At 70.3% G+C, this 23,817-nt stretch carries 22 protein-coding genes and 1 tRNA gene; 10 read left to right on the forward strand and 13 right to left on the reverse strand.

The window, feature by feature from the left end:
- Nucleotides 1–9: 9 nt before the first annotated feature.
- The gene (locus ACFWYM_RS07665) at nt 10–318 is read right to left on the reverse strand and encodes a hypothetical protein (RefSeq protein WP_384831548.1); all 309 of its coding nucleotides are present in this window, start codon (nt 316–318) and stop codon (nt 10–12) included.
- A gap of 241 nt (nt 319–559) precedes the next feature.
- Between ACFWYM_RS07665 and ACFWYM_RS07670 the strand changes: the two genes are divergently transcribed.
- Nucleotides 560–2,422: a BTAD domain-containing putative transcriptional regulator gene (locus ACFWYM_RS07670; RefSeq protein WP_384831551.1), complete on the forward strand. Its 1,863-nt coding sequence runs from the start codon at nt 560–562 to the stop codon at nt 2,420–2,422.
- 104 nt (nt 2,423–2,526) lie between these two features.
- On the opposite strand, the gene ACFWYM_RS07675 is transcribed toward ACFWYM_RS07670, so the two are convergent.
- Nucleotides 2,527–2,766, reverse strand: coding sequence for a DUF6269 family protein (locus tag ACFWYM_RS07675; protein WP_384831554.1), 240 nt, complete (start codon nt 2,764–2,766; stop codon nt 2,527–2,529).
- Between the two features lie 166 nt (nt 2,767–2,932).
- Between ACFWYM_RS07675 and ACFWYM_RS07680 the strand changes: the two genes are divergently transcribed.
- From ACFWYM_RS07680 to ACFWYM_RS07690, 3 genes are all read left to right on the forward strand, one after another.
- On the forward strand, nt 2,933–4,414 hold the full coding sequence (locus tag ACFWYM_RS07680; protein WP_384831557.1) for a tryptophan 7-halogenase: 1,482 nt from the start codon (nt 2,933–2,935) through the stop codon (nt 4,412–4,414).
- A 103-nt stretch (nt 4,415–4,517) separates the two neighbouring features.
- Nucleotides 4,518–9,038 carry a DUF6531 domain-containing protein gene (locus ACFWYM_RS07685; RefSeq protein ID WP_384831559.1) on the forward strand — a complete coding sequence of 1,507 codons (4,521 nt, stop codon included), beginning with the start codon at nt 4,518–4,520 and terminating at the stop codon, nt 9,036–9,038.
- Nucleotides 9,039–9,088: 50 nt separating this feature from the next.
- Nucleotides 9,089–9,580 (forward strand): hypothetical protein, encoded by a 492-nt coding sequence (locus ACFWYM_RS07690; protein WP_384831562.1) that lies wholly within the window; start codon nt 9,089–9,091, stop codon nt 9,578–9,580.
- A 224-nt stretch (nt 9,581–9,804) separates the two neighbouring features.
- Here ACFWYM_RS07690 and ACFWYM_RS07695 read toward each other — a convergent pair.
- From ACFWYM_RS07695 to ACFWYM_RS07730, 8 genes are all read right to left on the reverse strand, one after another.
- Nucleotides 9,805–9,878, reverse strand: a tRNA-Lys gene (locus ACFWYM_RS07695).
- Between the two features lie 101 nt (nt 9,879–9,979).
- Entirely contained in the window at nt 9,980–10,735 is a 756-nt protein-coding gene (locus tag ACFWYM_RS07700) for an IclR family transcriptional regulator (protein WP_384831564.1), read from the reverse strand.
- A gap of 224 nt (nt 10,736–10,959) precedes the next feature.
- The gene (gene ehuA / locus ACFWYM_RS07705; protein ID WP_384831566.1) at nt 10,960–11,784 is read right to left on the reverse strand and encodes an ectoine/hydroxyectoine ABC transporter ATP-binding protein EhuA; all 825 of its coding nucleotides are present in this window, start codon (nt 11,782–11,784) and stop codon (nt 10,960–10,962) included.
- Nucleotides 11,774–12,460, reverse strand: a complete 687-nt coding sequence (gene ehuD, locus ACFWYM_RS07710; RefSeq protein ID WP_384831569.1) for an ectoine/hydroxyectoine ABC transporter permease subunit EhuD — start codon at nt 12,458–12,460, stop codon at nt 11,774–11,776. The genes ehuA and ehuD overlap by 11 nt, the downstream gene beginning before the upstream one ends.
- Nucleotides 12,457–13,206: an ectoine/hydroxyectoine ABC transporter permease subunit EhuC gene (gene ehuC / locus ACFWYM_RS07715; protein WP_384831572.1), complete on the reverse strand. Its 750-nt coding sequence runs from the start codon at nt 13,204–13,206 to the stop codon at nt 12,457–12,459. Before ehuC ends, ehuD begins: the two co-directional genes overlap by 4 nt.
- Complete coding sequence (gene ehuB / locus ACFWYM_RS07720; protein WP_384832083.1) at nt 13,203–14,057, reverse strand: ectoine/hydroxyectoine ABC transporter substrate-binding protein EhuB; 855 nt, start codon at nt 14,055–14,057, stop codon at nt 13,203–13,205. Before ehuB ends, ehuC begins: the two co-directional genes overlap by 4 nt.
- Nucleotides 14,058–14,455: 398 nt before the next feature.
- Nucleotides 14,456–14,947, reverse strand: coding sequence for a hypothetical protein (locus ACFWYM_RS07725; RefSeq protein ID WP_384831575.1), 492 nt, complete (start codon nt 14,945–14,947; stop codon nt 14,456–14,458).
- A 69-nt stretch (nt 14,948–15,016) separates the two neighbouring features.
- Nucleotides 15,017–15,460 (reverse strand): hypothetical protein, encoded by a 444-nt coding sequence (locus ACFWYM_RS07730; RefSeq protein WP_384831578.1) that lies wholly within the window; start codon nt 15,458–15,460, stop codon nt 15,017–15,019.
- A 169-nt stretch (nt 15,461–15,629) separates the two neighbouring features.
- On the opposite strand from ACFWYM_RS07730, the gene ACFWYM_RS07735 reads away from it, so the two are divergent.
- Nucleotides 15,630–16,118, forward strand: coding sequence for a DUF3830 family protein (locus ACFWYM_RS07735; RefSeq protein ID WP_384831580.1), 489 nt, complete (start codon nt 15,630–15,632; stop codon nt 16,116–16,118).
- Here the strand turns inward: ACFWYM_RS07735 and ACFWYM_RS07740 are convergent.
- Together ACFWYM_RS07740 and ACFWYM_RS07745 are read right to left on the reverse strand one after the other, a co-directional pair.
- Entirely contained in the window at nt 16,099–17,544 is a 1,446-nt protein-coding gene (locus ACFWYM_RS07740) for an amidase (protein WP_384831583.1), read from the reverse strand. The two genes, ACFWYM_RS07735 and ACFWYM_RS07740, sit on opposite strands and share 20 nt — an antisense overlap.
- Before the next feature lie 110 nt (nt 17,545–17,654).
- A complete protein-coding gene (locus tag ACFWYM_RS07745) occupies nt 17,655–18,665 on the reverse strand; it encodes a D-2-hydroxyacid dehydrogenase (protein WP_384831586.1) in 1,011 nt (336 codons plus the stop codon).
- Nucleotides 18,666–19,058: 393 nt separating this feature from the next.
- On the opposite strand from ACFWYM_RS07745, the gene ACFWYM_RS07750 reads away from it, so the two are divergent.
- Both ACFWYM_RS07750 and ACFWYM_RS07755 read left to right on the forward strand, forming a co-directional pair.
- The gene (locus ACFWYM_RS07750; RefSeq protein WP_384831588.1) at nt 19,059–19,988 is read left to right on the forward strand and encodes a decarboxylase; all 930 of its coding nucleotides are present in this window, start codon (nt 19,059–19,061) and stop codon (nt 19,986–19,988) included.
- Nucleotides 19,985–20,716: a decarboxylase gene (locus ACFWYM_RS07755; RefSeq protein ID WP_384831591.1), complete on the forward strand. Its 732-nt coding sequence runs from the start codon at nt 19,985–19,987 to the stop codon at nt 20,714–20,716. The genes ACFWYM_RS07750 and ACFWYM_RS07755 overlap by 4 nt, the downstream gene beginning before the upstream one ends.
- Before the next feature lie 45 nt (nt 20,717–20,761).
- On the opposite strand, the gene ACFWYM_RS07760 is transcribed toward ACFWYM_RS07755, so the two are convergent.
- The gene (locus tag ACFWYM_RS07760; RefSeq protein ID WP_384831594.1) at nt 20,762–21,205 is read right to left on the reverse strand and encodes a hypothetical protein; all 444 of its coding nucleotides are present in this window, start codon (nt 21,203–21,205) and stop codon (nt 20,762–20,764) included.
- A gap of 175 nt (nt 21,206–21,380) precedes the next feature.
- On the opposite strand from ACFWYM_RS07760, the gene ACFWYM_RS07765 reads away from it, so the two are divergent.
- The 3 genes from ACFWYM_RS07765 (at nt 21,381) to ACFWYM_RS07775 (ending at nt 23,780) form a co-directional block, all read left to right on the forward strand.
- Nucleotides 21,381–22,610: a sensor histidine kinase gene (locus ACFWYM_RS07765; protein ID WP_384831597.1), complete on the forward strand. Its 1,230-nt coding sequence runs from the start codon at nt 21,381–21,383 to the stop codon at nt 22,608–22,610.
- Nucleotides 22,607–23,245 carry a response regulator gene (locus tag ACFWYM_RS07770; protein ID WP_384832086.1) on the forward strand — a complete coding sequence of 213 codons (639 nt, stop codon included), beginning with the start codon at nt 22,607–22,609 and terminating at the stop codon, nt 23,243–23,245. Before ACFWYM_RS07765 ends, ACFWYM_RS07770 begins: the two co-directional genes overlap by 4 nt.
- A 97-nt stretch (nt 23,246–23,342) precedes the next feature.
- Nucleotides 23,343–23,780, forward strand: a complete 438-nt coding sequence (locus tag ACFWYM_RS07775) for a hypothetical protein (protein WP_384831600.1) — start codon at nt 23,343–23,345, stop codon at nt 23,778–23,780.
- The last annotated feature ends 37 nt before the right edge of the window (nt 23,781–23,817 follow it).

Raw genomic sequence — 23,817 nt, forward strand, 5'->3', positions numbered from 1 at the left:
CGCTCCGGTTCACGTCCACGGGTCGTCGGTCCGGGCACCGTCGGTGGTGGCCGTCGCGTTCTTTGGGGCGGAGGTCCAGGGGTCGTCCGTGTGCGGGGCGGAGGTCCACGGATCGTCGGTGCGCGGCCCCACGGTCCACGGATCGTCCGTGGCGGCACCGGCGACCGCGGCCGTCGGGTGCTGCGCCGCGAACGGCGTCATGCCCTGCGTCGCGCCCACGGTCCCGGCCGCCGCGAGCAGCAGCACGGCCCCGGCCGCGAACCGGCCCGCGGGGGCGGTGGCGGCGTACTTCCTGGCGGAGTTGATGACGCGGTTCATGATGTCCTCCCGGACGCTCGATGTCCCCGGGGTCCCCGGTGTTCCCGGGTTCCCGGTGTCCGCTGTGGGCGGCTGCCCTGCGGCATGCCAAGAAAGCTACGGAGCCGCTCTTTTCCACCGGTTTCAAAGCTCTTTCGAAGCCTCGAAACCGCACCAACAGCGCGAGAAAACAGCAGGTCAGTAGCTTTTCGCGGCAGATGGCCCGGGTAGGGAACGGGCCCGCGAAACGGCGGAGGCCCGCATGGACTTCAAGATCCTCGGACCGGTGTCGGCCGAGCTCGACGGCCGCCAGGTCGCCCTGGACGGCGCCAAGCAGCGCACCGTGCTCGCGGCCCTGCTGCTCGCGCACGGCCAGGTCATCACGGACGAGCGCCTGACGACGCTCCTCTGGGGCTGGGAGCCCCCGGCCACCAGCACCAACCAGCTCTACACCTACATGTCCCGCCTCCGCACCCGCCTCGGCCCCGGCCACGGCCCGGAGCGCCAAGGAGCGGGCTACCGCCTGGAGTCGGGCACGGCCACCCTCGACTGGGACACCTTCCGCACGCTCACGGCCGAGGCCAGGACCGACCTCGCGGCCACCCGGTACGCGGCCGCGGAGAGCAAGCTGGCCACGGCACTCGCCCTCTGCCACGGCCCGGCGCTCAGCGGTGTCACCGAGCAGCTCGCCACCGCCGAGGGCCCCCACCTGGAGGAGGCCCGACTGGCCGCCACCGAGCAGCACACCGAGGCCGCCCTCGCCCTCGGCCGCCACACCGAACTCGTCCCGGCCCTCACCGCGCAGGTGGCCCGCCACCCCGTACGGGAGGTGCTGCGCGGCCAGTTGATGACGGCGCTCCACCGCTGCGGCCGCCAGGCGGACGCCCTCACCACGTACGAGGAGGGCCGCGCCGTCCTCGCCGACGAACTCGGCATCGACCCCGGCCCCGGGCTGCGCGCCCTGCACCAGGAGATCCTGACGGGGACGCTGGCGGGGGCACCGGGCGCGCCCGGCGTGTCTGCGGGGGAGCGGGGGACGGCGGAGCTACGGGTGCGGGATCTCGAAACCCCAGGGCTCGAAGCCGAGTTGACGTCCACTACCGCAGCTACCGCGGCTACCGCAGCCCCCATCCCCGCCCTGCTGCCCGCCGCCCCCCGCGACTTCACCGGCCGCGCGGCCGCGACGGACGAGATCCTGTCCGCCCTGCGCACCGGGCAGGACGTGGCGATCACCGGCGCCCCCGGCACCGGCAAGTCGGCCCTCGCCCTGTGGGCCGCCGAGCACTGCCGCACCGACTTCCCCGAGGGCCAGCTCTACGCGGACCTGCGCACGGACGACGGCACGCCCCGCTCCCCGCGCGACGTCCTCGGCTGGTTCCTGCGCGCCCTGGGCGCCCCGTACGACGAGCTCCCCGCCGGCCTGGACGAACGCGCCCAGCTCTACCGCACGCTCCTGGCCGGCCGCCGCGTCCTGGTCGTCCTCGACAACGCGGCCGACGACGCACAGGTGCGCCCCCTGCTCCCGGGCGGCGGCGCGGGCCGCACCCTGGTCACCGGCGTCCGCCCGGCCCTGGCCACCCTCGCGGGCACACATCTGCTCCGCCTGGGCCGCATGACGCCGACGGAGGCGACCGCGCTGCTGGCGACGATCGCAGGCGCGGACCGCCTCGCTCCGGCACCCCAAGTAGCGGCACACATAGCGGAGTTCTGCGACCGCCTCCCGCTGGCCCTGCGCATCGCCGCGGCCCGCCTGGCCGACCGCCCGCACTGGCCGCCCCAGCGCCTCGCGGACCGCCTGGCCCCCGAGGACCGCAGGCTCACCGAACTCCGCATCGGCAGCCTGGACCTGACCGCGACCCTGCGCCCGGCCCTGACCTCCCTCGCCCCACCGCTGTCGGCCGCGTTCACGACGCTGGCGACGGCCCGCCTGCCCCGCCTCACGGCGACGGACGCGGCGGCCCTGCTCGACCTGCCGCCCGACGACGCGGAGGAGATCCTGGAACAGCTCACCGACGCGCGCCTGGCGGAGCCGTGGGCAGACGGCGAGGTGCCGGAGTACGAACTGCTGCCGTTGGCGGCGCTGTTGGCGCGGGAGGAGACGCGAGTGCCGGCACTCTCCCGCTGATTTCCCCCTTCTTTTCCTTCCCTTTCCCTTTCTTCTTTCTCTCTCACGGCCTGGTGGCCGACCGGATGTCCTCTCCCGGTCGGCCACCAGGCCGTTCCCGCGTGCTATCCGCAGCCGCCCGCATGGCCTTCGTCAAGACCGTATGTGGCGATGAATCCGTTCTCGACGGTGCCGTCGGTGGCGAGCGCGTTCAGGGCGTCGACGTATTCGGCCAGCAGATCGGACCAAGGGGTCCCGCCGTCCCGGAGCAGGAGTTCCTGGTCCATCGCCGCGCTGCGCTCGATCTCGGTCAGAACTTCCAGGGGGTGCTGGACCTGGGCCGGGGGAATCTCGTTGTCGAACATTTCTCCTCCTGTGTGTATCGGGTCCCGTTCAGGTCCCGCACCAACAGAGTGGAGCTCGGCGCTATACCAATTCCCCGCCCGCCCTATAGCCGGGAAGAAAGTAACTGGAGGGGATTCCATAGCCCGTATACAGCTGAAATACAGAAGACGGGAGAACCCTCCCCGTATGGACAGGAGAATCGAAGACATAGTGATGGTCGGCGGCACGCTGACCGCCTGGACCGCGGCCGCGCGACTGGCCTCGGCCTTCCCCGGCACGGTCCGTGTCACGGTCCTCGAACCCCCGCGACGCACCACCGCACCGACGGAGACGGACCAGGTCATCACCCTGGCCCCGCACGTGCAGCGGGACCTCTTCGACCCCCTCGGCATCCCCGAGGAGACCTGGATGCGGGCGGCGTCGGCGACCTTCAACCTGGCCGTGCGCCACGAGAATTGGCGCACCCCGAACGCCGTCGCGGCACCCGACCACTTCTATCTGCCGTGGGCGGGCACACCGGAGTGCGAGAACTTCCCGCTCTCCGACTTCTGGCGCCTGCGCCGCGCCGAGGGCCGCACCACAGAACCGTACGACTACGCCTGTTTCCGCGAGCCCCCGCTCCTGGACGCGGGGAAGTCCCCGCGCTGGCTGGACGGCAGGACGGCGGTTCCGTACGGCTGGCACGCGGACGCGGGAATGCTGAGGAACTTCCTGCGCAGGACGGCGATCGCGCACGGAATGGCCAGGGCGGTGACAGGAACACCGCTCCGGGCGACCCGCGACGAGAACGGAATGCTCACATCACTGCACACGGAAGAGGGCCGGGCCATCAAGGCGGATCTTTTCGTGGACTGCACGGGAAGGGAGCGGAAACTCTTCTCCGCGATCCTGGGGGAGGAATGGCTGGGAGCGGAGGGAAAGGGCACCGACACCGTGACGAGAGTGATGATCCCCCACCCCACGGCGATGGCACGGACCGGCTCCGTCGCCCCCTTCAGCACCCTCACCGCACTCCCGGACGGCTGGGTGTGGCGCCGCCCCCTGCTGGACCGGACCGGCGTGGACCACGTCCACACGCTCCATGCTGCGGGCCGGTCCCGCAGCGCGTGGGTGAAGAACTGCGTGGCGCTGGGCGAGGCGGCCTGGCGGACGGACCCGCTCACGCCCCCGGGCCTGACGGAGGTGCTGTCCCAACTGACGTACATGATCAGAAGCCTCCCGTCGCAGCAGGCACGGGAGGCCCCGTCCCCCGGCTACGACAGGGCAACGCGCACCGCGTACGAGGAGGCGACGGACACGACCCGCCTCCTTTACTGGGCCTCCCCCCGCAAGGACACCGCGTTCTGGCGCTCACGCCACGAACTCCCGCTGTCGGAGCGCCTCTTGACGTGCCTGGAGAACCACACGACGGGCCTCCCCCCTGACCCCCACGACCCGCACGAGGCGAGGCTCCGCACCCTCTTGACGGCCCTGGACCCGAGGGGCGCGACCCCGCCCCCCGCCCTGAGCCACCACACGGTGGCGGCCCGCAGGGCGGACGAGCACTTCACGAGGATCAGCCGCCAGCAGCGGACGCTCCTGGAGACACTGCCCACGGCGTACGAGTACCTGCACCGCCTCCACACACGCGGCCTCCCGAGCCCGGCGAGGACCACCGCGGCCGCTTAGCGGGCGCCTCCGCGCTGGTTCAACGAGGCTACGATCACGTGGACAGTCAGCTGGACAGCCAGCTGGACAGGCGCAGTCGGCAAGTTTCACGGGGGATTGAACAGTGTCATACCGTCCGGCCGATTGGCACATACTCGACCTGGACAAGGATCCGACTCCGGGGGATCCGCAGCGAGTTCGCCAACTCGCCAAGAATCTTCATGACTTCGCGGACGACGTGTCCGATGTGCTCCGGGACATCAAGGGGATGGCGGGCGATGACGCGATCCTGACCTGGGCGGGGAAGACGGCGGACTCGTTCACCGCCGAGTTCGAGGATGCTCCGGGCAAGCTGAAGAAGCTCAAGAAGAGCTACGAGATGGCGGGCGACGCCCTCGCGGACTACTGGCCCAAGCTGGAGCGCGCCCAGGCCCTGGCCGACAAGGCACTCGCCAAGGGCCGTGAAGCACAAGGGGACTTGTCCTCCGCGAAGTCGAAGCTGTCCTCGGCGGACTCGTGGGTGGACCGGGCGGGCAAGGAAGCCGACAAGTACAAGGACAAGGACGGCGGGGGCAAGGGGGATGTCCCCAAGCCGGACGAGGACAAGGTCAAGGCCGCCACCCGCAACGCGCACGCGGCCGAGAAGGCCCAGACAGCGGCCAAGTCGGATGTGACCGACGCGCAGAACGCTCTCGACGCCGCGAAGAAGATGGCGGAAGACGCCCGCAAGATGCGCGAGGACGCCGCGGGCACGGCGAAGAAGAAGATCGACGAAGCCTCCGACGCGGGCATCCACAACCGCAAGTGGTGGGAGGAGGTCGGCGACTGGGTCTCCGACAACTGGGACACCATCGTCGCCGTCTGCAAGGTCGTCGTCGCCGTCCTCGGCATCGTCGCCATGATCATTGGTGGGCCGATCCTCGGCGCGATCGTGCTGGTCGCCGCCCTCGTCGTCCTGGCCGACACCCTCAACAAATACGCCAACGGACAAGCATCGCTCTGGGACGTGGGCTTCGCCGCCCTGGACTGCATACCCGGCATGAAGGGGCTGACGTCCCTCCGCGGTCTGGCCAAGGGGATCAAGGGGCTCAGCAAGGTCGGCCTCAAGGGCATGGCCATGGGAGCCAAGGGGCTCGGCAAGGGCGGCCGTGCGCTGGGGCGGCAGATGAAGAAGCTGTTCACCTGCGGCGACCCCATCGACATGGCCACCGGCCAGGTGGTGATGTCCGAGACCGATGTCGAGCTGCCCGGCGTGCTCGCTCTGGAGCTGGAGCGGCACCACCGCAGTGGACTGCGCACCGGTCGCTGGTTCGGACCGAGTTGGGCGTCCACGCTGGACCAACGCCTCGTCCTGGACCGGGACGGAGTCCGCTTCTCCACGGCCGACGGCATGATCCTGCACTATCCGGTGCCGGAGACGGACCTGGCGCTGCACCCGGTCGAGGGCCCGCGCTGGCCGCTCTCCTGGGACGGCTCGGCGGGCGGCACGATGACGGTGCGGCAGCCGGACTCCGGCCTCACGCTCCACTTCCGCCCGCTGCCCGGCCGCTCGCCCGCCGAGCTGCCCCTCGCCGCCGTGACTGACCGCAACGGCAACGAGATCGGTGTCGCCTACGACACCGACGGCACTCCGCGGGAGATCGCCCACAGCGGTGGCTACCGCATCGGGGTCACCACGGAAGACGCCCGCATCACGGCGCTCACTCTTCTCAACGATCCCGAGCAGCCCGTCCTTCTGCGCTACGGCTACGACGACCGCGGCAACCTCACCGAGATCTACAACTCCTCCGGGACACCGCAGCGCCTCACCTACGACGACGGGCGCCGCATCACCGGGTGGCAGGACCGCAACGGCACCTCGTACCACTATGAGTACGACAGCACGGGCCGGTGCGTGCGCACTCAGGGCACCGACGGCATCCTCGCCTACTCCTACGCGTACGACAGCGCGGGCCGTCTCTCGCATGCCACCGACTCTCTCGGTTTCACGACCGCCTATGAGTTCAACGACGCGTATCAACTGACAGCAGAGACCGACCCCTTGGGCCAGGTCACCACCCGCCTCTGGGACCGCTACGACAACCTGGAGTCCGTCACCGACCCGCTCGGACGCACCACCGCGTACACGTACGACGCATCCGGCAACACCGTCCGTGTCGTGCGCCCCGACGGCAGCTTCACCGCGTACGAGCACGACGCACACGGTGCACTCGTCTCGACGACCGAGCAGGACGGCGCGTACTGGCAATTCGCGTACGACGACCGCGGGAACGTCGTGCGGCTCACCGACCCGACCGGTGCCGCCACTGACTACGCGTACGACGAACGGGGCGCCGTCGCCTCCGTCACGGACGCGCTCGGCCACGAGAGCCGCGTCGAGAACAGCGCGGTCGGCCTCGCCACGGCGATGATCTCCCCCCTCGGCGAAAGCACCCACTTCGAGCACGACGCCTTCGGGCGGATCCGGCAGGTCCGCCAGGCCGACGGCGCGACCGGTCGCTTCGCCTGGACCGCCGAAGGGCTGCCGGCCCGGCGGGAGCACCCGGACGGGTCCGTCGAGAGCTGGACGTACGACCCCGAGGGCAATCCGCTGTCACACACGGATGTGCTCGGCGGCGTCACACGCTACGAGATCGCCCCCTTCGACCAGGCCACCGCGCGGACCGGACCGGACGGGGCCCGCACCGCCATCGCCTATGACACCGAGCTCCGCCCGGTCCGCGTGACCGATGCCCAGGGCGCCCACTGGACCTACGTGTACGACGCCCTGGGCCGCGTCGTCCGCGAGACGGACTTCAACGGCCGCGAGCTGACCTACGCCTATGACGCGGCGGGCCGCTTGACCACCCGTACCAACGGGGCCGGGCAGTCGATCCACTACGTCCATGACGCGCTCGACCGAGTGGTGGAGCAGCGGGACTCCGACGGGAACGTCACGACGTTCGCGTACGACCGGGCAGGCAGCGTCGTCCGGGCCGCCAACGCCGACGCGGAACTCACCTTCACGTACGACGCCCACGGCCGCGTTCTCTCGGAGAGCTGCAACGGCCGCGTCCTGACCCACACCTACGACGCCGTGGGGCGCCGAGTACGCCGGGTCACGCCGAGCGGCGCGGTCAGCGAGTGGACGTACGACGCCGCGGACCAGCCCGTGGAGCTGCGCGGTTCCGGCCGCACCGTGGGCTTCCGGTACGACCCGGTCGGCAACGAGGCCCGGCGCCTCCTGCCCGCGGGCGTCACGCTCGCGCACGAGTGGAGCGCGGGGCACCGCCTCAGCTCCCAGGCACTCCACGGGGCTGGTGCCCGGTCCGCCGCGGTCCAGCGCCGCTACGCGCATCGTGCCGACGGCCTGATCACGTCGGTGGCCGACGACGCCGCGGGCACGTCGGCCGCGTACGAACTGGACGTCAACGGCCGGGTGACGGCCGTGACGGGCACCGGCCGCAGCGAGGCGTACGCATACGACAAGGTGGGCAACCTCGTCGCCGCCGCACCCCAAGGGCCGGACAGCCGAGCCGAGTTGGCGTACTCCGGGACGCTGCTGCGGACAGAGGGGCGGTCCCGGTACGAGTACGACGGGCAGGGCCGGGTGGTCCGCCATGTCCGGGCACTGCTCTCCGGCGGGGCGCGCACATGGGACTTCGAGTGGGACGCCGACGACCGTCTGCGCACGGTCACCACGCCGGACGGACGGCGCTGGCGCTACCTCTACGACCCCCTGGGCAGGCGCATCGCCAAGGAGCTGCTCGCCGCTGACGGTGAGACCGTGGCCGAGCGCACCGACTTCGTGTGGGACGGCCGGTCCCTGGCGGAACAGGCCGACGAGCACGGACAGATCACCACGTGGGACTGGGAGCCCGGCAGCGACCGCCCGGTGGTGCAGCGGCAGGTGACCCGCCCGGGCCGGGCCGGGGCAGACCTGCGCGGGCGAGTGGACGACCAGGACTGGGTGGACGGCCAGTTCTACTCCATCGTCACGGACGCCGTCGGTACACCGACCGAACTCATCGACGAGAAGGGCGGCACGGCCTGGCGTGCCCGGACGTCCCTGTGGGGGCTGCCGGCCGGCGACGCCCTCGACGGCGGCGTCCACTGCCCGCTCCGTTTCCCCGGCCAGTACCACGACGCCGAGACCGGCCTGCACTACAACCAGTACCGCTACTACGACCCGGCTTCCGCGCGCTACTGCAGCCCGGATCCGCTCGGTCTCGAGCCCGCGCCGCACCACCACAACTACGTGGTGAACCCCCTCACTTGGATCGACCCGCTGGGCCTGGCCCCGTCGTGCAAGGCCGTCATCCGGCACTACACGACCAAGGACGGCTACCAGAAGATCATGAGCGGCGGAAGCAAGGACGCGATCACGCTGAAGGTTCCCAAGAGTTCCAAGGGAAAGAACGCCTCGGCGGTGTACGTGACACCGATGAGTCCGGCGGACGTGGCCAAGGCGCCGGGCGGGTTCAAGAAGTATCTCGGCCTGACCCGTGAGAAGAGCGAGTACATGATTGAGTTCGAAATGGAGAAGAAGCTGTTCTCGGGCCGCCTGAAGGGAGGCCGGGACCACGTCTGGTTCTCCAAGCAGGACGTCACCATTCCGCGCGAAGCGATCAAGTATCACGGTCCCACGGCGAAATGGAGCTCCTGACCGGACCCGCACCCGCCCCCACAGAACTCCACGGCACGTCAAGGAACCTCATGGACATCACCGGGCACTCGACCGACTTCATCGTGGACCTGTCCCTTCCCGCGGCGATGAGGCGCTTCGCCCTGCGCTCGCAGCTGCGCTGGCCCGGCCTGTTCCTCGACGGAGAGGCAGCCGGTCCGGCACCGGCGCTGGAGTCGTGGAACCTCCCCGAGAACTCCCCCGACGACACTGTTCCGGGCCTTGTCTCCTTCTCCTCCGGCCAGGACATGGAGGACTTCTGGGAAGAGAACGGCTATGCCCTCGACGAGGCCGGAGAGGGCCCGTACTCGGTCTTCTACAGGATGCGCTCACAGCCGCTGCGCGCTGACGAGGTCTCGGGGGTCCGCTGCCCGGATCCGGAGGCCGCACAGGCCGTGGAGGGCACGATGCTGCTCCTGGCCCAGTACTACGGGGTGAGCCTTGTCACTCCGGAGGATCCGGCCACCGACGCCTTCTCGGCCGCTGTGCTGAAGGACTTCCTGGATTCGTTCGCCGGCGCTTGAGTCACGGAACACGAAAGGAGCCCCTCGGAGAACCGAGGGGCTCCTTGTCAGCGATCTAAGCGACCTGGTCGCATCGTGTGCCGCCAGGGACTCGAACCCCGGACCCGCTGATGCTGCATCTCCCGGGGGATGACCCCCGGACCCCCAGCCGCCTTCGGGAGTTGCTGCCGGGCGCGGTCCAAAAGCGAAGGCCCCCCGTGATCACGGAGGGCCTTGCCTGTCTGTGCGCCGCCAGGGACTCGAACCCCGGACCCGCTGATTAAGAGTCAGCTGCTCTAACCAACTGAGCTAGCGGCGCCTGCTGACTCGTAAATAGTACCTGGTCCGCGGGGGTGCTCCCGACCACGGCGGTACGGGGACGGCCCGGCCGCAGACGGATGGGCTTCAGATGGACCGGCCTCAGATGGACAGGGAGAGCAGCACCGGCGCCGCCCCGCGGTTCAGGGTGTCCGCGGCCTCGCGGAGGCGGTGGGCGTGCTCGACCGGGAGGGAGAGGGCGAGACAGCCGACGGCGGCGCCCGCGGTGACGGGGACCGCGGCGCAGACCGTGCCGACCGCGTACTCCTGGAGGTCGAGGACGGGGACCGTCGCGGGCTGGGAGGCGAGGCGGTTCAGGAGGACCCGCTCGTTGGTGATCGTGCGCGAGGTGAGGCGGGCCATTCGGTGGCGGGAGAGGTGGTCCCGGCGGCCGTCCACGTCGAGCTGGGCGAGCAGGCTCTTGCCGACCGCGCTGGCGTGGGCCGAGGAGCGGAAGTCCACCCACTCGTTGACCTTCGGGGTGCGGGGCCCCTCGGCGACGTCGGTGATCTTGATCTCGCCGTCCTCGTACCGGCTGAAGTAGACCGCGGCGCCGATCGAGTCGCGCAGCCCGTCCAGGGTGTGCTGGAGCCGCTCGCGCAGCGCCTGGCTGTGGTGGTGGGTGGAGCTCAGCCGGGCCAGGGACTCGCCGGTGACGTAGGCGCCGTCGGCGATCTGCTCCACGTAGCCCTCGCGGCGCAGCATGCGCAGGAGGGGGGTGAGGCGGTCGGCGGGGAGCTTGGTGTCGCGGGACAGCTCTGTCTCGGTGACCCCCGTGCCCCGGCGGGCGACGAGTTCGAGCACCCGCAGGGCGCTCTGGATGGAGTCCGGTGTGGTCGGCTCGTGCTTCAGCGCCACGGCTTCCCCCCTGCGGCGTTGCGATGCTAGGACAGCCCGTCGGTCTTTCGTCCGGCTCTTTCGTCGGTCTTTCGTGTTCCACGATAACGGCCAAGAGCCTTTTGCGGAGCTGCTGTTGGCGAGAAAGGGCGGCGCGCTCCAGACCTGTCAGCTGGAACGCGCCACCCTGGCATATGCCCAGGTCATGCCCCAGGCGGTGGGCCTCCGTCTTTGCGGAGGGGCCCTCAGAGGACCGCGCTGAGGAACTCCCGGGTCCGCTCGTGCTCCGGGTCCGTGAAGATCTTCTCCGGCGTCCCGGACTCGATGACGCGGCCCGCGTCGAACATCAGGACCTGGTCCGAGATGTCGCGCGCGAAGTTCATCTCGTGGGTCACGCAGAGCATCGTGATGTCCGTGGTGTGGGCGATGTCGCGGAGGACGTCGAGGACGCCCGCCACCAGCTCCGGGTCCAGGGCCGAGGTGACCTCGTCGAGGAGCAGGATCTGGGGGCGCATGGCGAGGGCGCGGGCGATCGCGACGCGCTGCTGCTGGCCGCCGGAGAGCTGCGTCGGGTAGGCGTCGTGCTTGTCGCCGAGCCCGACCAGGTCGAGCAGCTCGCGGGCGCGGACCTCCGCCTCGTCCTTGGGCAGGCCGAGGACGGTGACGGGGGCCTCGGTGATGTTCCGCAGGACCTTCATGTTCGGGAAGAGGTTGAACTGCTGGAACACCATGCCGATGTTCTTGCGGACTTCCCGTATGTGCTTCTCGCCCGCGGGGATCAGCTTGCCGTTCTTCTCCTCATGCGTGAGGTATTCGCCGCCGACCTTGATCGTGCCCTCGTCGGGCTTGAGCAGGGTCATCAGCAGCCGCAGGATCGTCGTCTTGCCGGAGCCGGACGGGCCGATCAGCGTGACGTGCTTGCCGGAGGCCACCGAGAAGTCGAGCTCGTCGAGAACCGTGTTGGACCCGAAGCGCTTGACGACCTTGTCGAAGCGGATCAGCTCGCTGCCGTCGACCGCCGGATTGGCCTGTTCCTGGGAAGAGTTGGTGTCAGTGGTGTCAGCGGACAAGACGACGCTCCAGGGCTCGGAGAAGAAGAGAAGCGGGGTAGGCGATGAGGATGAAGGCGACGCCGACGACGGTGAGCGGCTCCGTGTACTGGAAGGTCTCGCCCGCCTGGAGCTTCGCGCGCTGCAGCAGCTCGAGGACGCTGATCGCCGAGAGGAGCGGGGTGTCCTTCAGCATCGCGACGACGTAGTTGCCGAGGGCCGGGACCACGCGGCGGAACGCCTGCGGCAGGATCACCGCGGTCCAGGTGTGCCGGTAGGGCAGGCTCAGCGCGGTGGCCGCCTCCCACTGGCCGACCGGCACGGCCTCGATGCCCGCGCGGTAGACCTGCGCGGTGTACGTCGAGTAGTGCAGGCCGATCGCGATGATGCCGGTGGTCAGGGCGGAGAACTGGACGCCCCACTCCGGCAGCACGAAGAACAGGAAGAACAGCTGCACCAGGAGCGGGGTGTTGCGGATGAACTCCGTGATGATCCCGACCGGCCAGCGGACGAAGCGGGTCGGCGCGCGGAACGCGAGCGCCCACACCAGGCCCAGCGTGAAGGAGATCAGCGAGCCGAGGGCGAGGATCTGCAGGGTGACGAGCAGCCCGTCCCAGAAGTGCGGCATGAAGTCGGAGACGGCGCCCCAGTCCCAGTTGTCGGTCTGGGCGGCTGCGATGTTTGTCGTGTTACTCATGCTGCGACGCCTCCACCGCTGCCGGGGGGAACATTGGCTGCCTCAGTCGTCTGACGCATGTTGAGCTTGCGCATGATGCCGACGCCCGGATCGGGCCGTTGCCCGATGTTCGCCTTTGCCTTGCGCTCGAGGCCGCGCATCAGGCGGGTCAGCAGGAACGCGATCACGAAGTAGATGACCAGGGTGATCGAGTAGATCTCCGCGCTCTCGGTGGTCGCGAGCCGCACCAGGTTCGCGGCGAAGGAGACGTCCCCGATGCTGAGCATCGAGACCAGGGCGGTGCCCTTGAGGAGCTCGATCAGCAGGTTGGAGAACGGCGGGATCATCTCCGGTACGGCCTGCGGCAGCAGGATGAGGCGCATCCGCTGCCAGGGCGTGAAGCTCAGCGCGACCCCCGCCTCGCGCTGTGCAGGGGTCACCGCGTTGAGGGCGCCGCGCACGATCTCGGCGCCGTAGGCACCGTACGAAAGGCCCAGGGCGAGCACTGCGGCCCACATCGGTACGAGGGCCCAGCCCGCCAGTTGGGGCAGGACGAAGAAGATCCAGAACATCAGGACCAGGGCGGACGTGCCCCGGAATATCTCGGTGTAGACGCCGGCGAGGAAGCGCACGATCCACAGCCGGTGGGTGCGGGCCATGCCGATACCGAAGGCGACGGCGGTCGCGAGGGCCGCGCTGTAGACGGTCAGCTGGATGGTGATCCAGATGCCGGGGAGCACCCAGTGTTGCCACAGTCCCGCTGTCATTTGCACAGCTCCTCTGCGGTCAGCTGGGTCATCTCGGTCTTGGTGAAGCCGAACGGCCGCAGGATGCGGAAGATCTCGCCGCTCTTCCGCATCTTGTGGAGCTCCACGTTGAAGGCGTCCCGCAGCTTGGTGTCGTCGGGGCGGAAGGTGAAGGCGCCGCCGTCGACGTGCGGCTTGCCGTCCACAATGGGCTTGAAGGGCTTCGTCGACTCGGCCTTGCTGCTCTTGCGCGTGGCATTGCGATTGGTGAGCGCGGTGCCCGCGAAGACATCGACACGGCCCGCCTCGACAGCGTTCATGCCGATGACCGGGTCGGTGAAGATCTGGATCTCGTTGCGCTTGTAGCCCGCGGAGATCGCATACTCGATCTCGGTGTAGGCGGGTCCGCTGGACATCTTCGCCTTGGCCTTGAAGGCGTCGGCGTAGTTGTGGATGTTCTTCGGGTTGCCCTTGCGGACGATGAACGAGTCGAGCATCTGGTACTCGGGGTCCGAGAAGATGACTTGCGAGCACCGGTCCTTGTTGATGTACATGCCCGCCGAGACCACGTCGAACTGCTGAGTGTTCAGGCCGGGGATGAGCGAGGAGAAGTCGGTGGCCACGGGCTGCACGTGATCGATCCCCAGGCGCTTGAAGATTATTTTGGCGAGCTCCACCGACTCACCCGTGAACTTCCCGTCCTCGTCGATGTAGCCGTACGGCGCCTCTCCCGCGATGCCGAGCCGCACGGTGCCCTGTGACTTCAGGCGTGCCAGCGTGTCCCCGGTGGGGATCTTGCTGCACCCGGCCGCGCCGAGCGCGCCCACGGCGCCGAATGCCGTGGCGCCGAGGAGCAGCGAACGCCGACGTATCAGGCTATGGCCTGATTTCGACGAGCCTGTCGTCTTATGCGACGCCGTATCCGCCGCGCCCATCGCCCCCCTGGCAGGGGAGCTCTCCGTCTCATTGCTCTCTGGGTCGTTCCAAAGTGGTGGAGCCATGGGCGCGCGGCTACCCGGATCGACTCCACGTATGCCAATTGATTCAAGCCCTTGATCCGAGTTAGGCGTGCCGAGGTTGGTGCACATGTGAATGAATCACACATATCGTGACATCCTGTTTCTAGGTTGCTTTGGGAGTGTCTGTTTGTCCATGCCTGCACTCTGTCAACATTCGAACTCGCGGCGTTCGCCTTCCTGGTGACATGCACGAAGCTCCCGATGAATGCACGTGCATTCATCGGGAGCTTCGGTCTGAAACCGGCGAGTTATCAGTACGTGATGCAAACTTTCGCTTCGCTGCGGCGCCAAGGCTCGCCGCCGTCCCAGGGGCTCTGTGTGTATCCCACGATGCACATCTTCTGCTTCCCCTTCGGGTTCTTCATCTCTCCGCCGCCCACGCCGACGTACTTGCCGGTACCCAGCTTCTTGATGTCCTTGTACTTTCCGCTGGCGTCGAAGTAAATGCGCCCCACGACGGCCTGCTGTGACTTCTTCTTGCAGTACCCCTCCGCTCCGCCGCTGACGGTGTTACCCGCCGCAATGGAGAGCTGGACGCGGCACTTTGACCTGTATACGCCCATCTTTACCCACTTGCCGTACTTGCTCTTTCCGATGACCGGCTTGGGTACGGCGTGCTTACCCGTGGACGGCGAGGCAGAGGCGGTAGAGGCTGCGGCGCCGCCTATAAGGCTGAGTGTCGCAACTGCGGCTGTCATGGCTACGGCACCGCGCCGGGTGGGGAGACTGCGGAGAGTGGGCATGGTTCTCCTTGCTGGGTCGCGACTTTCTGCGTCTTCACCGGGGGGACGATTTGCTTTTCTGTCCGAAGGTCACCACTTCATGCTTATAGAGGCCGAGTGAGGGTACGGCGTGATGAGCATTATCTTGCCCTTCGGGACGTTCTTGCACTTATATGTCTTGGTCTTCCAGCTTTCCTTTACGGTGCCCCAGCACTTGAGCTTGTTGCCCTTGCGGATGTCCCACCCGAAAGTCCTTTGCTTATTGTGACCGCTGAGGTTTATCTTGACGATGACCGTTCCCTTACGGGGGTGGTACTTGGTCAGCGTGCAGTTGGCAGGCCCGTGGTAGCAGTGCGGGCCCTTGTTCGTCGGCACCGGATCGGCTTGGGCCGCCGAGGCACCGCCCAATGTCGCGCCGATGCCGAGTGCGGCGGTGGCGAGGCCGAGTGCGCCCTTCCTCATGCGCGGGGTCATGCGCCGTGCACGCGGCGCTTCGTCGGCGCGTGGGGTCATCGTTTCGGTCAACTCCACCATCTCCTCCACTAGATCCAGGGCGCGCGCCCCGGGGCATTGCGAGAGATCCTTGCGTGCTGCAACATGGGACGCTCGACATCCCAAAATGCGGCCCCAGAGATTCTGCTCGCCTCGTTGGAGTCGCTTCTACTGTCTTTTGGTGAGGTGTCCAAAAGGGCAAGGAGACCGTATGGCAGACCGGTTTATCGAAGTCTCGCTCGACAAGCGCGATGTGCGCTGCACCGCCAAACTCCTCGACGACCGCGCCCCGCGCACCTGCGCGGCCGTGTGGGACGCCCTCCCCCTGGGCAGCGACGTCTATCACGCGAAATACGCCCGCAACGAGATCTACGCCCTCTTCCCGGCGTTCGCCCCACAAGAGCCGCCCCTCGAGAACCCCACCATCACCCCCATCCCCGGTGACCTCTGCTATTTCACCTTCACCGGGACGGAGTTGGGCACCAAGTCGTACGGCTACGAAAAGGACCAGCAGGGCACGGTCGTCGATCTGGCCCTTTTCTATGAGCGCAACAATCTCCTGATCAACGGTGACGTGGGCTGGGTCCCCGGCATCGTGTGGGGCCAGGTGGTCGAGGGCCTCGACCGGATGGCCGAGGCGTGTCAGGACCTGTGGCGGGGCGGGGCGCTGGGGGAGACCCTCAGCTTCCGCCGGGCGTAGCCCGGGTTTCGCCGGACGTGGGTCCAGGGTTGCCGGGGGCGGCGATGTCGGCCGTCCCCGCCCCGTACAGCGCGTGCGCCGCCCGCAGCACCAGCGCGTCCGCGTGCCGCGCCGCCACCAGCTGCACCCCGATCGGCAGCCCGTCGCCGTCCACCCCGCACGGCACCGTGCACGCGGGCTGCTGGGTGAGGTTGAAGGGGTACGTGAAGGGGGTCCAGCCCGTCCAGCGCCGGGATCCCGTGCCCTTCGGCACCTCAACGCCCGCTTCGAAAGCGGTGATCGGCAGCGTCGGCGTCACCAGCAGGTCGTACGTCGAGTGGAAGCGGCCCATGCGGCGGCCCAGTTCCATCCGTACGTCGACCGCCGCGAGGTAGTCCAGGGCGCTGTACCGCGCGCCCGCCCCGACGACCTCGCGCAGGCCGGGGTCGAGCAACTCCCGCTTGGCGGGCGGCAGATGCTGCACCACGCGCGCCGCCCCGCTGAACCACAGGGTGTGGAAGGCTTCCACGGGGTCCGAGAAGTCGGGGTCGGCCTCCTCCACCCAGGCGCCCTGCGCGGCGAGGGCCTCCACCGCGCGCCGGACCGCCGAGGCCACCTCGGGGCGCACCGCCACCTGGCCGCCGAGCGTGGGGGAGTAGGCGATGCGGAGGCCGCGCACGCCGCCTCCCACGGTCGAGCGGAAGTCGCCCGCCGCCGGGCCGAGCCCGGACCAGTCCCGCCAGTCGGGGCCGCTGATCACGTCCATCGTCAGGGCCGCGTCCGCCGCGTCCCGCGTCATCGGCCCCACATGCGCGAGCGTCCCGAACGGCGACGCCGGGTACAGCGGCACCCTCCCGTACGTCGGCTTCAGCGCGAAGATGCCGCAGAAGGAGCCGGGGATGCGCACCGACCCCCCGCCGTCCGTGCCGAGCGACAGGGCGCCCGCGCCGAGGGCGACCGCCGCCGCGCTGCCGCCGCTGGAGCCGCCCGCGGTGCGCGAGGGGTCGTACGGATTGCGCGTGACCCCGTTCAGAGGGCTGTCGGTGACGCCCTTCCAGCCGAACTCCGGCGTCGTCGTCTTGCCGATGAACACCGCGCCGTGCTCGCGAAGGCGGGCCACGGAGGGCGCGTCCTCGTCCCAACTGCCGTCCGGCGAGACGGTCTTGGAGCCGCGCAGGGTGGGGGTGCCGCGCTGCAGCAGGATGTCCTTCACCGAGACCGGCACGCCATCGAGGAGCCCCTGTGGCTCGCCCGCCCGCCAGCGCCGTGTGCTCTCCTCGGCCTGGGCGAGAGCCTCGTCGCGGGTGAGGCGCACGAAGGCGTTCACCGCGGGCTCGGTCTCCTCGGCCCGGCGCAGCGCCGCGCGGGTCGCATCGACGGGGCCGAATTCGCCCTTGCGGTAGCCGTCGAGGAGTTGTACGGCGGTGAGGTCGGTGAGCTCGGACATCCAGCCTCCTGCGTCGTTACGGCATCACGGCACTACGTGGCCACATGACTTCGTGGCTGCGTGGCCACATGGCTGCGTGGTCACATCACTACGTGGCTCCGTGCGCGTGATCAATGTCCTGGGACATACCCACGTTTCTTGTCGACCACGTTCGCGAGCGGCCTGCCCGCCTCCCACTGCTCGTACAACTCGACGAACTGTGCGCCCAGTTCGTCGCGCCAGCCCACCGTGTCGCCGCTCATGTGCGGCGAGACGATCAGGCCCGGCGCCGACCACAGCGGGCTGTCCGGCGTCAGCGGCTCCTGCTCGAAGACGTCCAGGGCCGCGCCCGCGAGCCCCCGGTCCGTGAGGGCCAGGGCCAGGTCCTTCTCGACGACCAGCGGGCCGCGGCCGATGTTGACGAAGCAGGCCGACGGCGGCATGAGCGCGAAGCGGCGCGCGTCGAACATGCCCCGGGTGTCATCGGTGAGCGGCGCCGCGCACACCACCCAGTCGGCGCGCGTGAGCAGCCGGTCCAGCTCGTCCGGCCCGTGCACGTCCGCCCGCGCCGTCCGGCCGACCAGGGCGACGGTGATGCCGAGCGCCTCCAGGACGCGGACGATGGCGCGCCCGATCGGACCCGAGCCCACCACGCACGCGCGCGTGCCCGCCACGCGCCGGGTCTCGCGGTGCAGCCAGGTGCGCTCCGCCTGCAGGGCGAGCGTGTGCGGCAGGTCCTTGGCCATCGCGAGGACGAGCGCGGCGACGTACTCCGCGATCGGCGCGTCGAAGACGCCGCGGGCGTTGGTGACGAGGGTGTCGGAGGCGGCGAGTTCGGGACACATCAGGTGGTCCACGCCCGCGCTCGCCGTGTGCACCCAGCGCGGCCGCGGCCCCTCGCCCGGCCAGGCGTGCCGGACCGCGTGCGAGGCGAAGTCCCACACCAGCAGGGCGTCCGCGGACGGGAGTCGGTCCGCGAGCGTCGACGCGTCGGCGTGCCGGACGTGCACCCGCCCGGCCAGGCGGCCGAGCCGGGGCGGCGGCACATCGGGCCCGGCGTCGAGCACGAGGAGGGTCGGCAAGGTCGTGTCGGACGTCGGCGGCCGGGACGTGTCGGACGTCGGCCGGGACGCGTCGGACATCGAGGGGAAACCGTTCGGCAACGAGCCTCCGCTTTTCTGGAGTCCCCGGCGTCCGCCGCCACTATGAGCCGGCGTCGGCAGCCGTCTGGGATGTACGGATTGGTGTGCGGATTGACCACGCTGGCACCGGAACCTACCTTCGTCAACAGAGGCACAACCGCACAGCGGATCAACAGTGGACCGACAGCGGATCAGCTGCGCAGAAGCACACCTGAGGCACACCAGCGGTACACCTGAGGCACAAAGGCACAGCGGCACAAAGGCACGGTGGCCAAAGAGCCCCGTGGCCGAACCGTCCCCGTCCCGACGTCCCGGCGCGTCGCCGGCAACTGCTCCTCCCGGCCCCCGGCCGGTCCCTCATGTCAACACGCACGACGATCTTGGGGCCTGCTCATGGACGTCTCCTTCCTCGGCGGACCGCACCCACAACGCGGTGTCGGCGTCGTCGCCCCCTTCGACTTCGCCCTCGACCGCGAACTGTGGCGCTGGGTTCCGGACGAGGTCTCCCTGCATCTCACCCGTACGCCGTTCGTCCCCGTCGAGGTCAGCCTCGACCTGGCCCGCCTGGTCAGCGAGCACGAGACGCTCGCCGAGGCCGTCCGCGCGCTGAGCGCCGCCGAACCGGAAGTCCTCGCCTACGCCTGTACGTCCGGCAGCTTCGTCGGCGGCACCGCGGGCGAGCGCGCCATGTGCGAGGCCATGACGCGGGAGGGCGGCGGCATCCACTCCGTGACCACGTCGGGCGCGCTCCTGGAGGCGCTCGCCGAGCTGGACGTGCGGCGGATCGCGCTGGTCACGCCGTACACCTGGTCGGTCACGCAGTCGCTGGAGGAGTACCTCCAGGAGGCCGGGGTCCGGGTCGTCGGACGCGCCTATCTGGGGCTGACCCGGCACATCTGGAAGGTGCCGTACCGGGATGTGGCGGACATGGCCCGCCGGGCCGTGCTCGGCGACGGGAACGGCCCGGCCGAGGCGCTCTTCATCAGCTGCACCAACCTCCCCACCTACGACGTGATCCCGCAGCTGGAGGCCGAGCTGCGGATGCCGGTGATCTCGGCGAACCAGGTGACCATGTGGTCGGCCCTGCGCCGCGTGGGTACGCGTGCCGTAGGCCCGTACCAGGCTCTGATCGATCCGGCGGCGCGGCCGGGCGCCGAGCCGCTGGCGCCGCCACTGCCGCCGGCGGTCGCCGCGCCGCCGGAGACGCCGCTCGGTCCCCCGGCGGAGACACCGGGGCTGCCCGGGGTACCGGGAGGGGAGCTGACGGGACTGCCCGAAGGGCCGCCACCGCCCGCAGAGTCAGAAGGAGGCTGGACGACGTGACCGCACTGGGATTCCTCTACCCGGGGCACTCCGCCGAGGACGACTACCCCCGCATGGAGCAGATGCTCGACAGCGACGTACGGCTGCACGTCGTGCACACGGACATCGGCGAGGACGCCCACCGGGTGGACGCGCTCCTGGAGATGGGCTCCGCGCAGCGCCTCACGGACCGGGTGGAGGAGCTGCGGCTCACCGGCGCGGAGGCCGTGGTGTGGGCGTGCACCAGCGCCAGCTTCGTCTTCGGCTGGGAGGGCGCGCACGAGCAGGTGCGGGGCCTCGCGCGGGCGGCGGGGCTGCCCGCGTCCTCGACGTCGTTCGCGTTCGCCCATGCGGTACGGGAGGTGGGCGCCGCCCGGGTCGCGGTCGCCGCCACGTATCCGGAGGACGTCGCGGGACACTTCGCGGCGTTCCTGAAGTCGGCCGGGGCCGAGGTCGTCGCGATGCGGGGGAGCGGGATCATCACCGCGGCGGAGGTGGGGACGTGGGGGCGGGACGAGGTGCTCGCGCTGGCCCGCGAGGGCGACCACCCGGACGCGGAGGCGGTGCTGCTGCCCGATACCGCGCTGCACACGGCCGCGTATGTCGCGGAGGTCGAGGCCGCGCTCGGCAAGCCGGTGCTCACCGCGAACCAGGTCACGCTGTGGGAGGCCCTTCGGCTGGCGGGCCGGAGGGTCAACGCGCCGGGGTTGGGGGCGCTGTTCAGCCGCGAGCCCGTGGTGCAGGTCTAGGGCGCCGGTCCCGCCCCCCCCGGGGGGCGGGTGGCGCTCTTGCCGTCACCTGCCGCTCCGCGCCAACCCCCCGCACAACCCCGCCAACGGCAACTCCACCCCCACCGCCATCCCCACCGCCTGGACCAGCTCCACCCCTGCCCCCGCCGTCGCCACGTCCACACACGCGTCCACCACCAGAAGCACCGCGGCCCCCAACGCCGCACCCCTCCGCACCGGCTCGCCCCGCAGCAGCGGCGCCCCCGCCGCGCACAGGCACGCCGCCTCCAGGGCGTCCAGGGCCACCCACGCCGCGGCCTGGGCGGGCGGGAGCGTGCCCGCGAGGTAGCCCATCCACGGGAGCAGGGCGAGGCCCGCGCCGACGAGGACCCGGCCCTGCCACCGCCGACGGCGCCGCGTGTCGACGGGCGTCCGACCACTCGTAAGAGAAGGGGAGTTGAGGGAAATGGAGTTGGGGGAAATGAAGTGGGGGGAAGGGGCGAGGGTCATCACGTCGTGCCTCCGGCTGTGGTGAACCCGGCCTTCGGGCTCCCTCACCACGCTCCGCCACCGCGCGGCCCCCGTCAGTAACGCCCGTATCCGTCTTGGGGTGGCACAGGTTGCACCCCGAAGACGGAAACTGCGTGCAGCGCGGCCGTCACCCCCCGCGCCCTATCGTTTGATCATGACCATTCCGCCCCGGCTGCGCCGCGCCCTCACCCGGCTCCGGCGCGACCTGCTCTTCGCCGCCGCCGGGGTGCTGCCGCATCTGATCCCTGTCGCCCTCTTCTTCTGGGCGCTCGGCCTCTTCATCAAGATCCTCGAAGGCGGTTCGGACGCCGCCCCGATGATGATTCCGGCGCCCCTCGGGCTGCTGCTCCTCACCGGATACGGCCTCACAGAAGTGCAGCGCAGGCGCTTCCGCACCCTGTGCGGCGTGGACCTGCCACGGCTCGGCCTCACCCAGCCCAAGCGGCAGTTCGGCTACAACTGGCTGGTCGGCCCGCTGCTCGGAATCCTCGAACTCGCCCTGCTGGGCGCCGCGTTGACGGGGGTCGCGGCCGCCCTCGCGATCGGGTGGGTCTGGCTGGTCCCCGTCGACTGGCGGGCCGGACACCCCGGCTACAGCACCTGGGCCACGGTGATCTCCGCCCTCGGGCTCGGCCTGCTCGCCGCCGTGCCGGCCTGCGCCGCCGGGCTCGTCCGCCTGGAGAACCTCGTCGGACGAGGTGTCCTCGGGGTCAGCCGCTCCGACGAGTTGGAGCGGCGCGTCGAGGACCTCACCGAGAGCCGCGCGGGCGCCGTCGACGCGGCGGACGCCGAGCGCCGCCGCATCGAGCGCGACCTGCACGACGGCGCCCAGCAGCGCCTCGTCTCGCTCGCCCTGGGCCTCGGTCTGGCCAGGGCGACGCTCACCGATCTGCCGCCCGAGGCCCGCGAGGCCATCGACACGGCGCACCGGGAGGCGAAGGAGGCCATCGAGGAGCTCAACCAGCTGGTGCGCGGGCTGCATCCGGCCGTCCTCGACGAACTCGGCCTGGACGCCGCCCTGTCGGGCCTCGCCGCCCGCGCCCCCGTGCCCGTACGGCTGCGCTCCGAGCTGCCGCGCCGGGCCGCGCCCGCCGTGGAGGCCGTCGCCTACTTCGTCGCCTCCGAGGCGCTGACCAACATCGCCAAGCACGCCCCGGACGCGACCCGCGCCGAGGTGACGGTCACCCGGCTCGGCGACATACTGCGGGTGGTGATCGCCGACGACGGTTCGGGCGGCGCCGACCCGGCCAAGGGGAGCGGACTCAAGGGGCTTGCCCAGCGAGTGCGGTCCGTGGACGGAACCTTCCGGATGAGCAGCCCCGTGGGGGGCCCGACCGTGATGAGCGTGGAGCTGCCGTGCCCGACGTACGACGACGTGCCGTGATCGCCGAGGACTCGGTCCTGCTCCGCGTCGGCCTGGTGAAGGTCCTGGAGATGGCCGGGTTCGAGGTCGTCGCGGAGGCGGGGGAGGCGGACGGGCTGCTCGCCGCCGTCGACGCGCACCGCCCGGACCTCGCCGTCGTGGACGTGCGGATGCCGCCCGGCTTCACCGACGAGGGGGTGCGCGCGGCTCTCGCCATCCGCCAACAGCGGCCGGACACCGCGGTGTTGATGCTCTCCCAGTATGTGGAGGAGCGGTACGCGGCCGAGCTCCTCGCCACGAACACGAGCGGCATCGGATATCTCCTCAAGCAACGGGTCGCGGACGTCGAGGAGTTCATCGAGGCGCTGCGCCGGGTCGCGGCGGGCGGCACCGCCCTGGACCCCCAGGTCGTCGCCCAGCTCCTGGTCCGCCGCCCCAGCGACCCCCTGGACCGGCTCACCGAGCGCGAGCGCGACGTGCTCGCCCTCATGGCGGAGGGCCGCTCCAACGCGGGCATCGCGGCCCGCCTCGTGGTCAGCGAGAGCGCGGTCGCCAAGCACATCAACAGCATCCTGGCGAAGCTGGACCTGCCGAAGGCGGACGCGGACCACCGCAGGGTGCTCGCGGTGCTGCGGTTCCTGGGCGGCGGGAGGTGAGTACGGGTTCCGGGGCGCCGGGAGCTGAGTACGGGGTGCCCGCGTACTGAGTAGGAGTGCCCTGCCCGCTCTCCCGGGCGGGCGGTGGACTGACCGCATGAGGCACCCGAGCGACCCGAGCCATCCGAGCGACCCGAGCCACCCGAACCCGTACGCGCCCGCACCATGGCCGCCCCCCGGGCCGTGGCCGCCACCCGCACCTCGGCCGCCCCCCGCACCCTGGGTGCGCCGCCCGCCCGCCCCACCCGACCCCCTGTGGTGGCTGCCCCCCGCCCTCTGCACCCCGCTCGCGCTCCTCATCGTGTACCTGAACCAGTCGGCGATGCCGCTGCCCGCCGCATGGTTCGTCGTCTACGCGCCGTCGCTCGCCCTGCTCGTCGCGAGCTGGCTGGTCCCCGTGACGCGGACCTGGCGCGGCGGGCGCATCGCGTTCGGGGCCTGCGCCTGTCTGCTCGCGTTCGTGCTGCACCGGCTGCTCGCGATGGTCGTGTACGGGCTCATCTACGCGCTGTGGCGGTTCTTCGGCGGCGGCTGAGCCGTTCCCGGGGCACGGTCCCGCGGTCCCACGGTCC

The organism is Streptomyces sp. NPDC059009, from assembly GCF_042740175.1.
In the GTDB taxonomy this organism is placed as follows: Bacteria; Actinomycetota; Actinomycetes; order Streptomycetales; family Streptomycetaceae; genus Streptomyces.

What these genes read in the sequence shown, in the direction of transcription:
- ACFWYM_RS07725 (WP_384831575.1), bottom strand. Translation starts at nt 14,947, where the DNA reads ATGCCCACTCTCCGCAGTCTCCCCACCCGGCGCGGTGCCGTAGCCATG.
- ACFWYM_RS07690 (WP_384831562.1), top strand. Translation starts at nt 9,089, where the DNA reads ATGGACATCACCGGGCACTCGACCGACTTCATCGTGGACCTGTCCCTT.
- ACFWYM_RS07740 (WP_384831583.1), bottom strand. Translation starts at nt 17,544, where the DNA reads ATGTCCGAGCTCACCGACCTCACCGCCGTACAACTCCTCGACGGCTAC.
- ehuD (WP_384831569.1), bottom strand. Translation starts at nt 12,460, where the DNA reads ATGAGTAACACGACAAACATCGCAGCCGCCCAGACCGACAACTGGGAC.
- ACFWYM_RS07775 (WP_384831600.1), top strand. Translation starts at nt 23,343, where the DNA reads ATGAGGCACCCGAGCGACCCGAGCCATCCGAGCGACCCGAGCCACCCG.
- ACFWYM_RS07765 (WP_384831597.1), top strand. Translation starts at nt 21,381, where the DNA reads ATGACCATTCCGCCCCGGCTGCGCCGCGCCCTCACCCGGCTCCGGCGC.
- ACFWYM_RS07670 (WP_384831551.1), top strand. Translation starts at nt 560, where the DNA reads ATGGACTTCAAGATCCTCGGACCGGTGTCGGCCGAGCTCGACGGCCGC.
- ACFWYM_RS07760 (WP_384831594.1), bottom strand. Translation starts at nt 21,205, where the DNA reads ATGACCCTCGCCCCTTCCCCCCACTTCATTTCCCCCAACTCCATTTCC.
- ACFWYM_RS07735 (WP_384831580.1), top strand. Translation starts at nt 15,630, where the DNA reads ATGGCAGACCGGTTTATCGAAGTCTCGCTCGACAAGCGCGATGTGCGC.
- ACFWYM_RS07675 (WP_384831554.1), bottom strand. Translation starts at nt 2,766, where the DNA reads ATGTTCGACAACGAGATTCCCCCGGCCCAGGTCCAGCACCCCCTGGAA.
- ACFWYM_RS07680 (WP_384831557.1), top strand. Translation starts at nt 2,933, where the DNA reads ATGGACAGGAGAATCGAAGACATAGTGATGGTCGGCGGCACGCTGACC.
- ACFWYM_RS07665 (WP_384831548.1), bottom strand. Translation starts at nt 318, where the DNA reads ATGAACCGCGTCATCAACTCCGCCAGGAAGTACGCCGCCACCGCCCCC.
- ACFWYM_RS07750 (WP_384831588.1), top strand. Translation starts at nt 19,059, where the DNA reads ATGGACGTCTCCTTCCTCGGCGGACCGCACCCACAACGCGGTGTCGGC.
- ACFWYM_RS07745 (WP_384831586.1), bottom strand. Translation starts at nt 18,665, where the DNA reads ATGTCCGACGCGTCCCGGCCGACGTCCGACACGTCCCGGCCGCCGACG.
- ACFWYM_RS07730 (WP_384831578.1), bottom strand. Translation starts at nt 15,460, where the DNA reads ATGGTGGAGTTGACCGAAACGATGACCCCACGCGCCGACGAAGCGCCG.
- ehuC (WP_384831572.1), bottom strand. Translation starts at nt 13,206, where the DNA reads ATGACAGCGGGACTGTGGCAACACTGGGTGCTCCCCGGCATCTGGATC.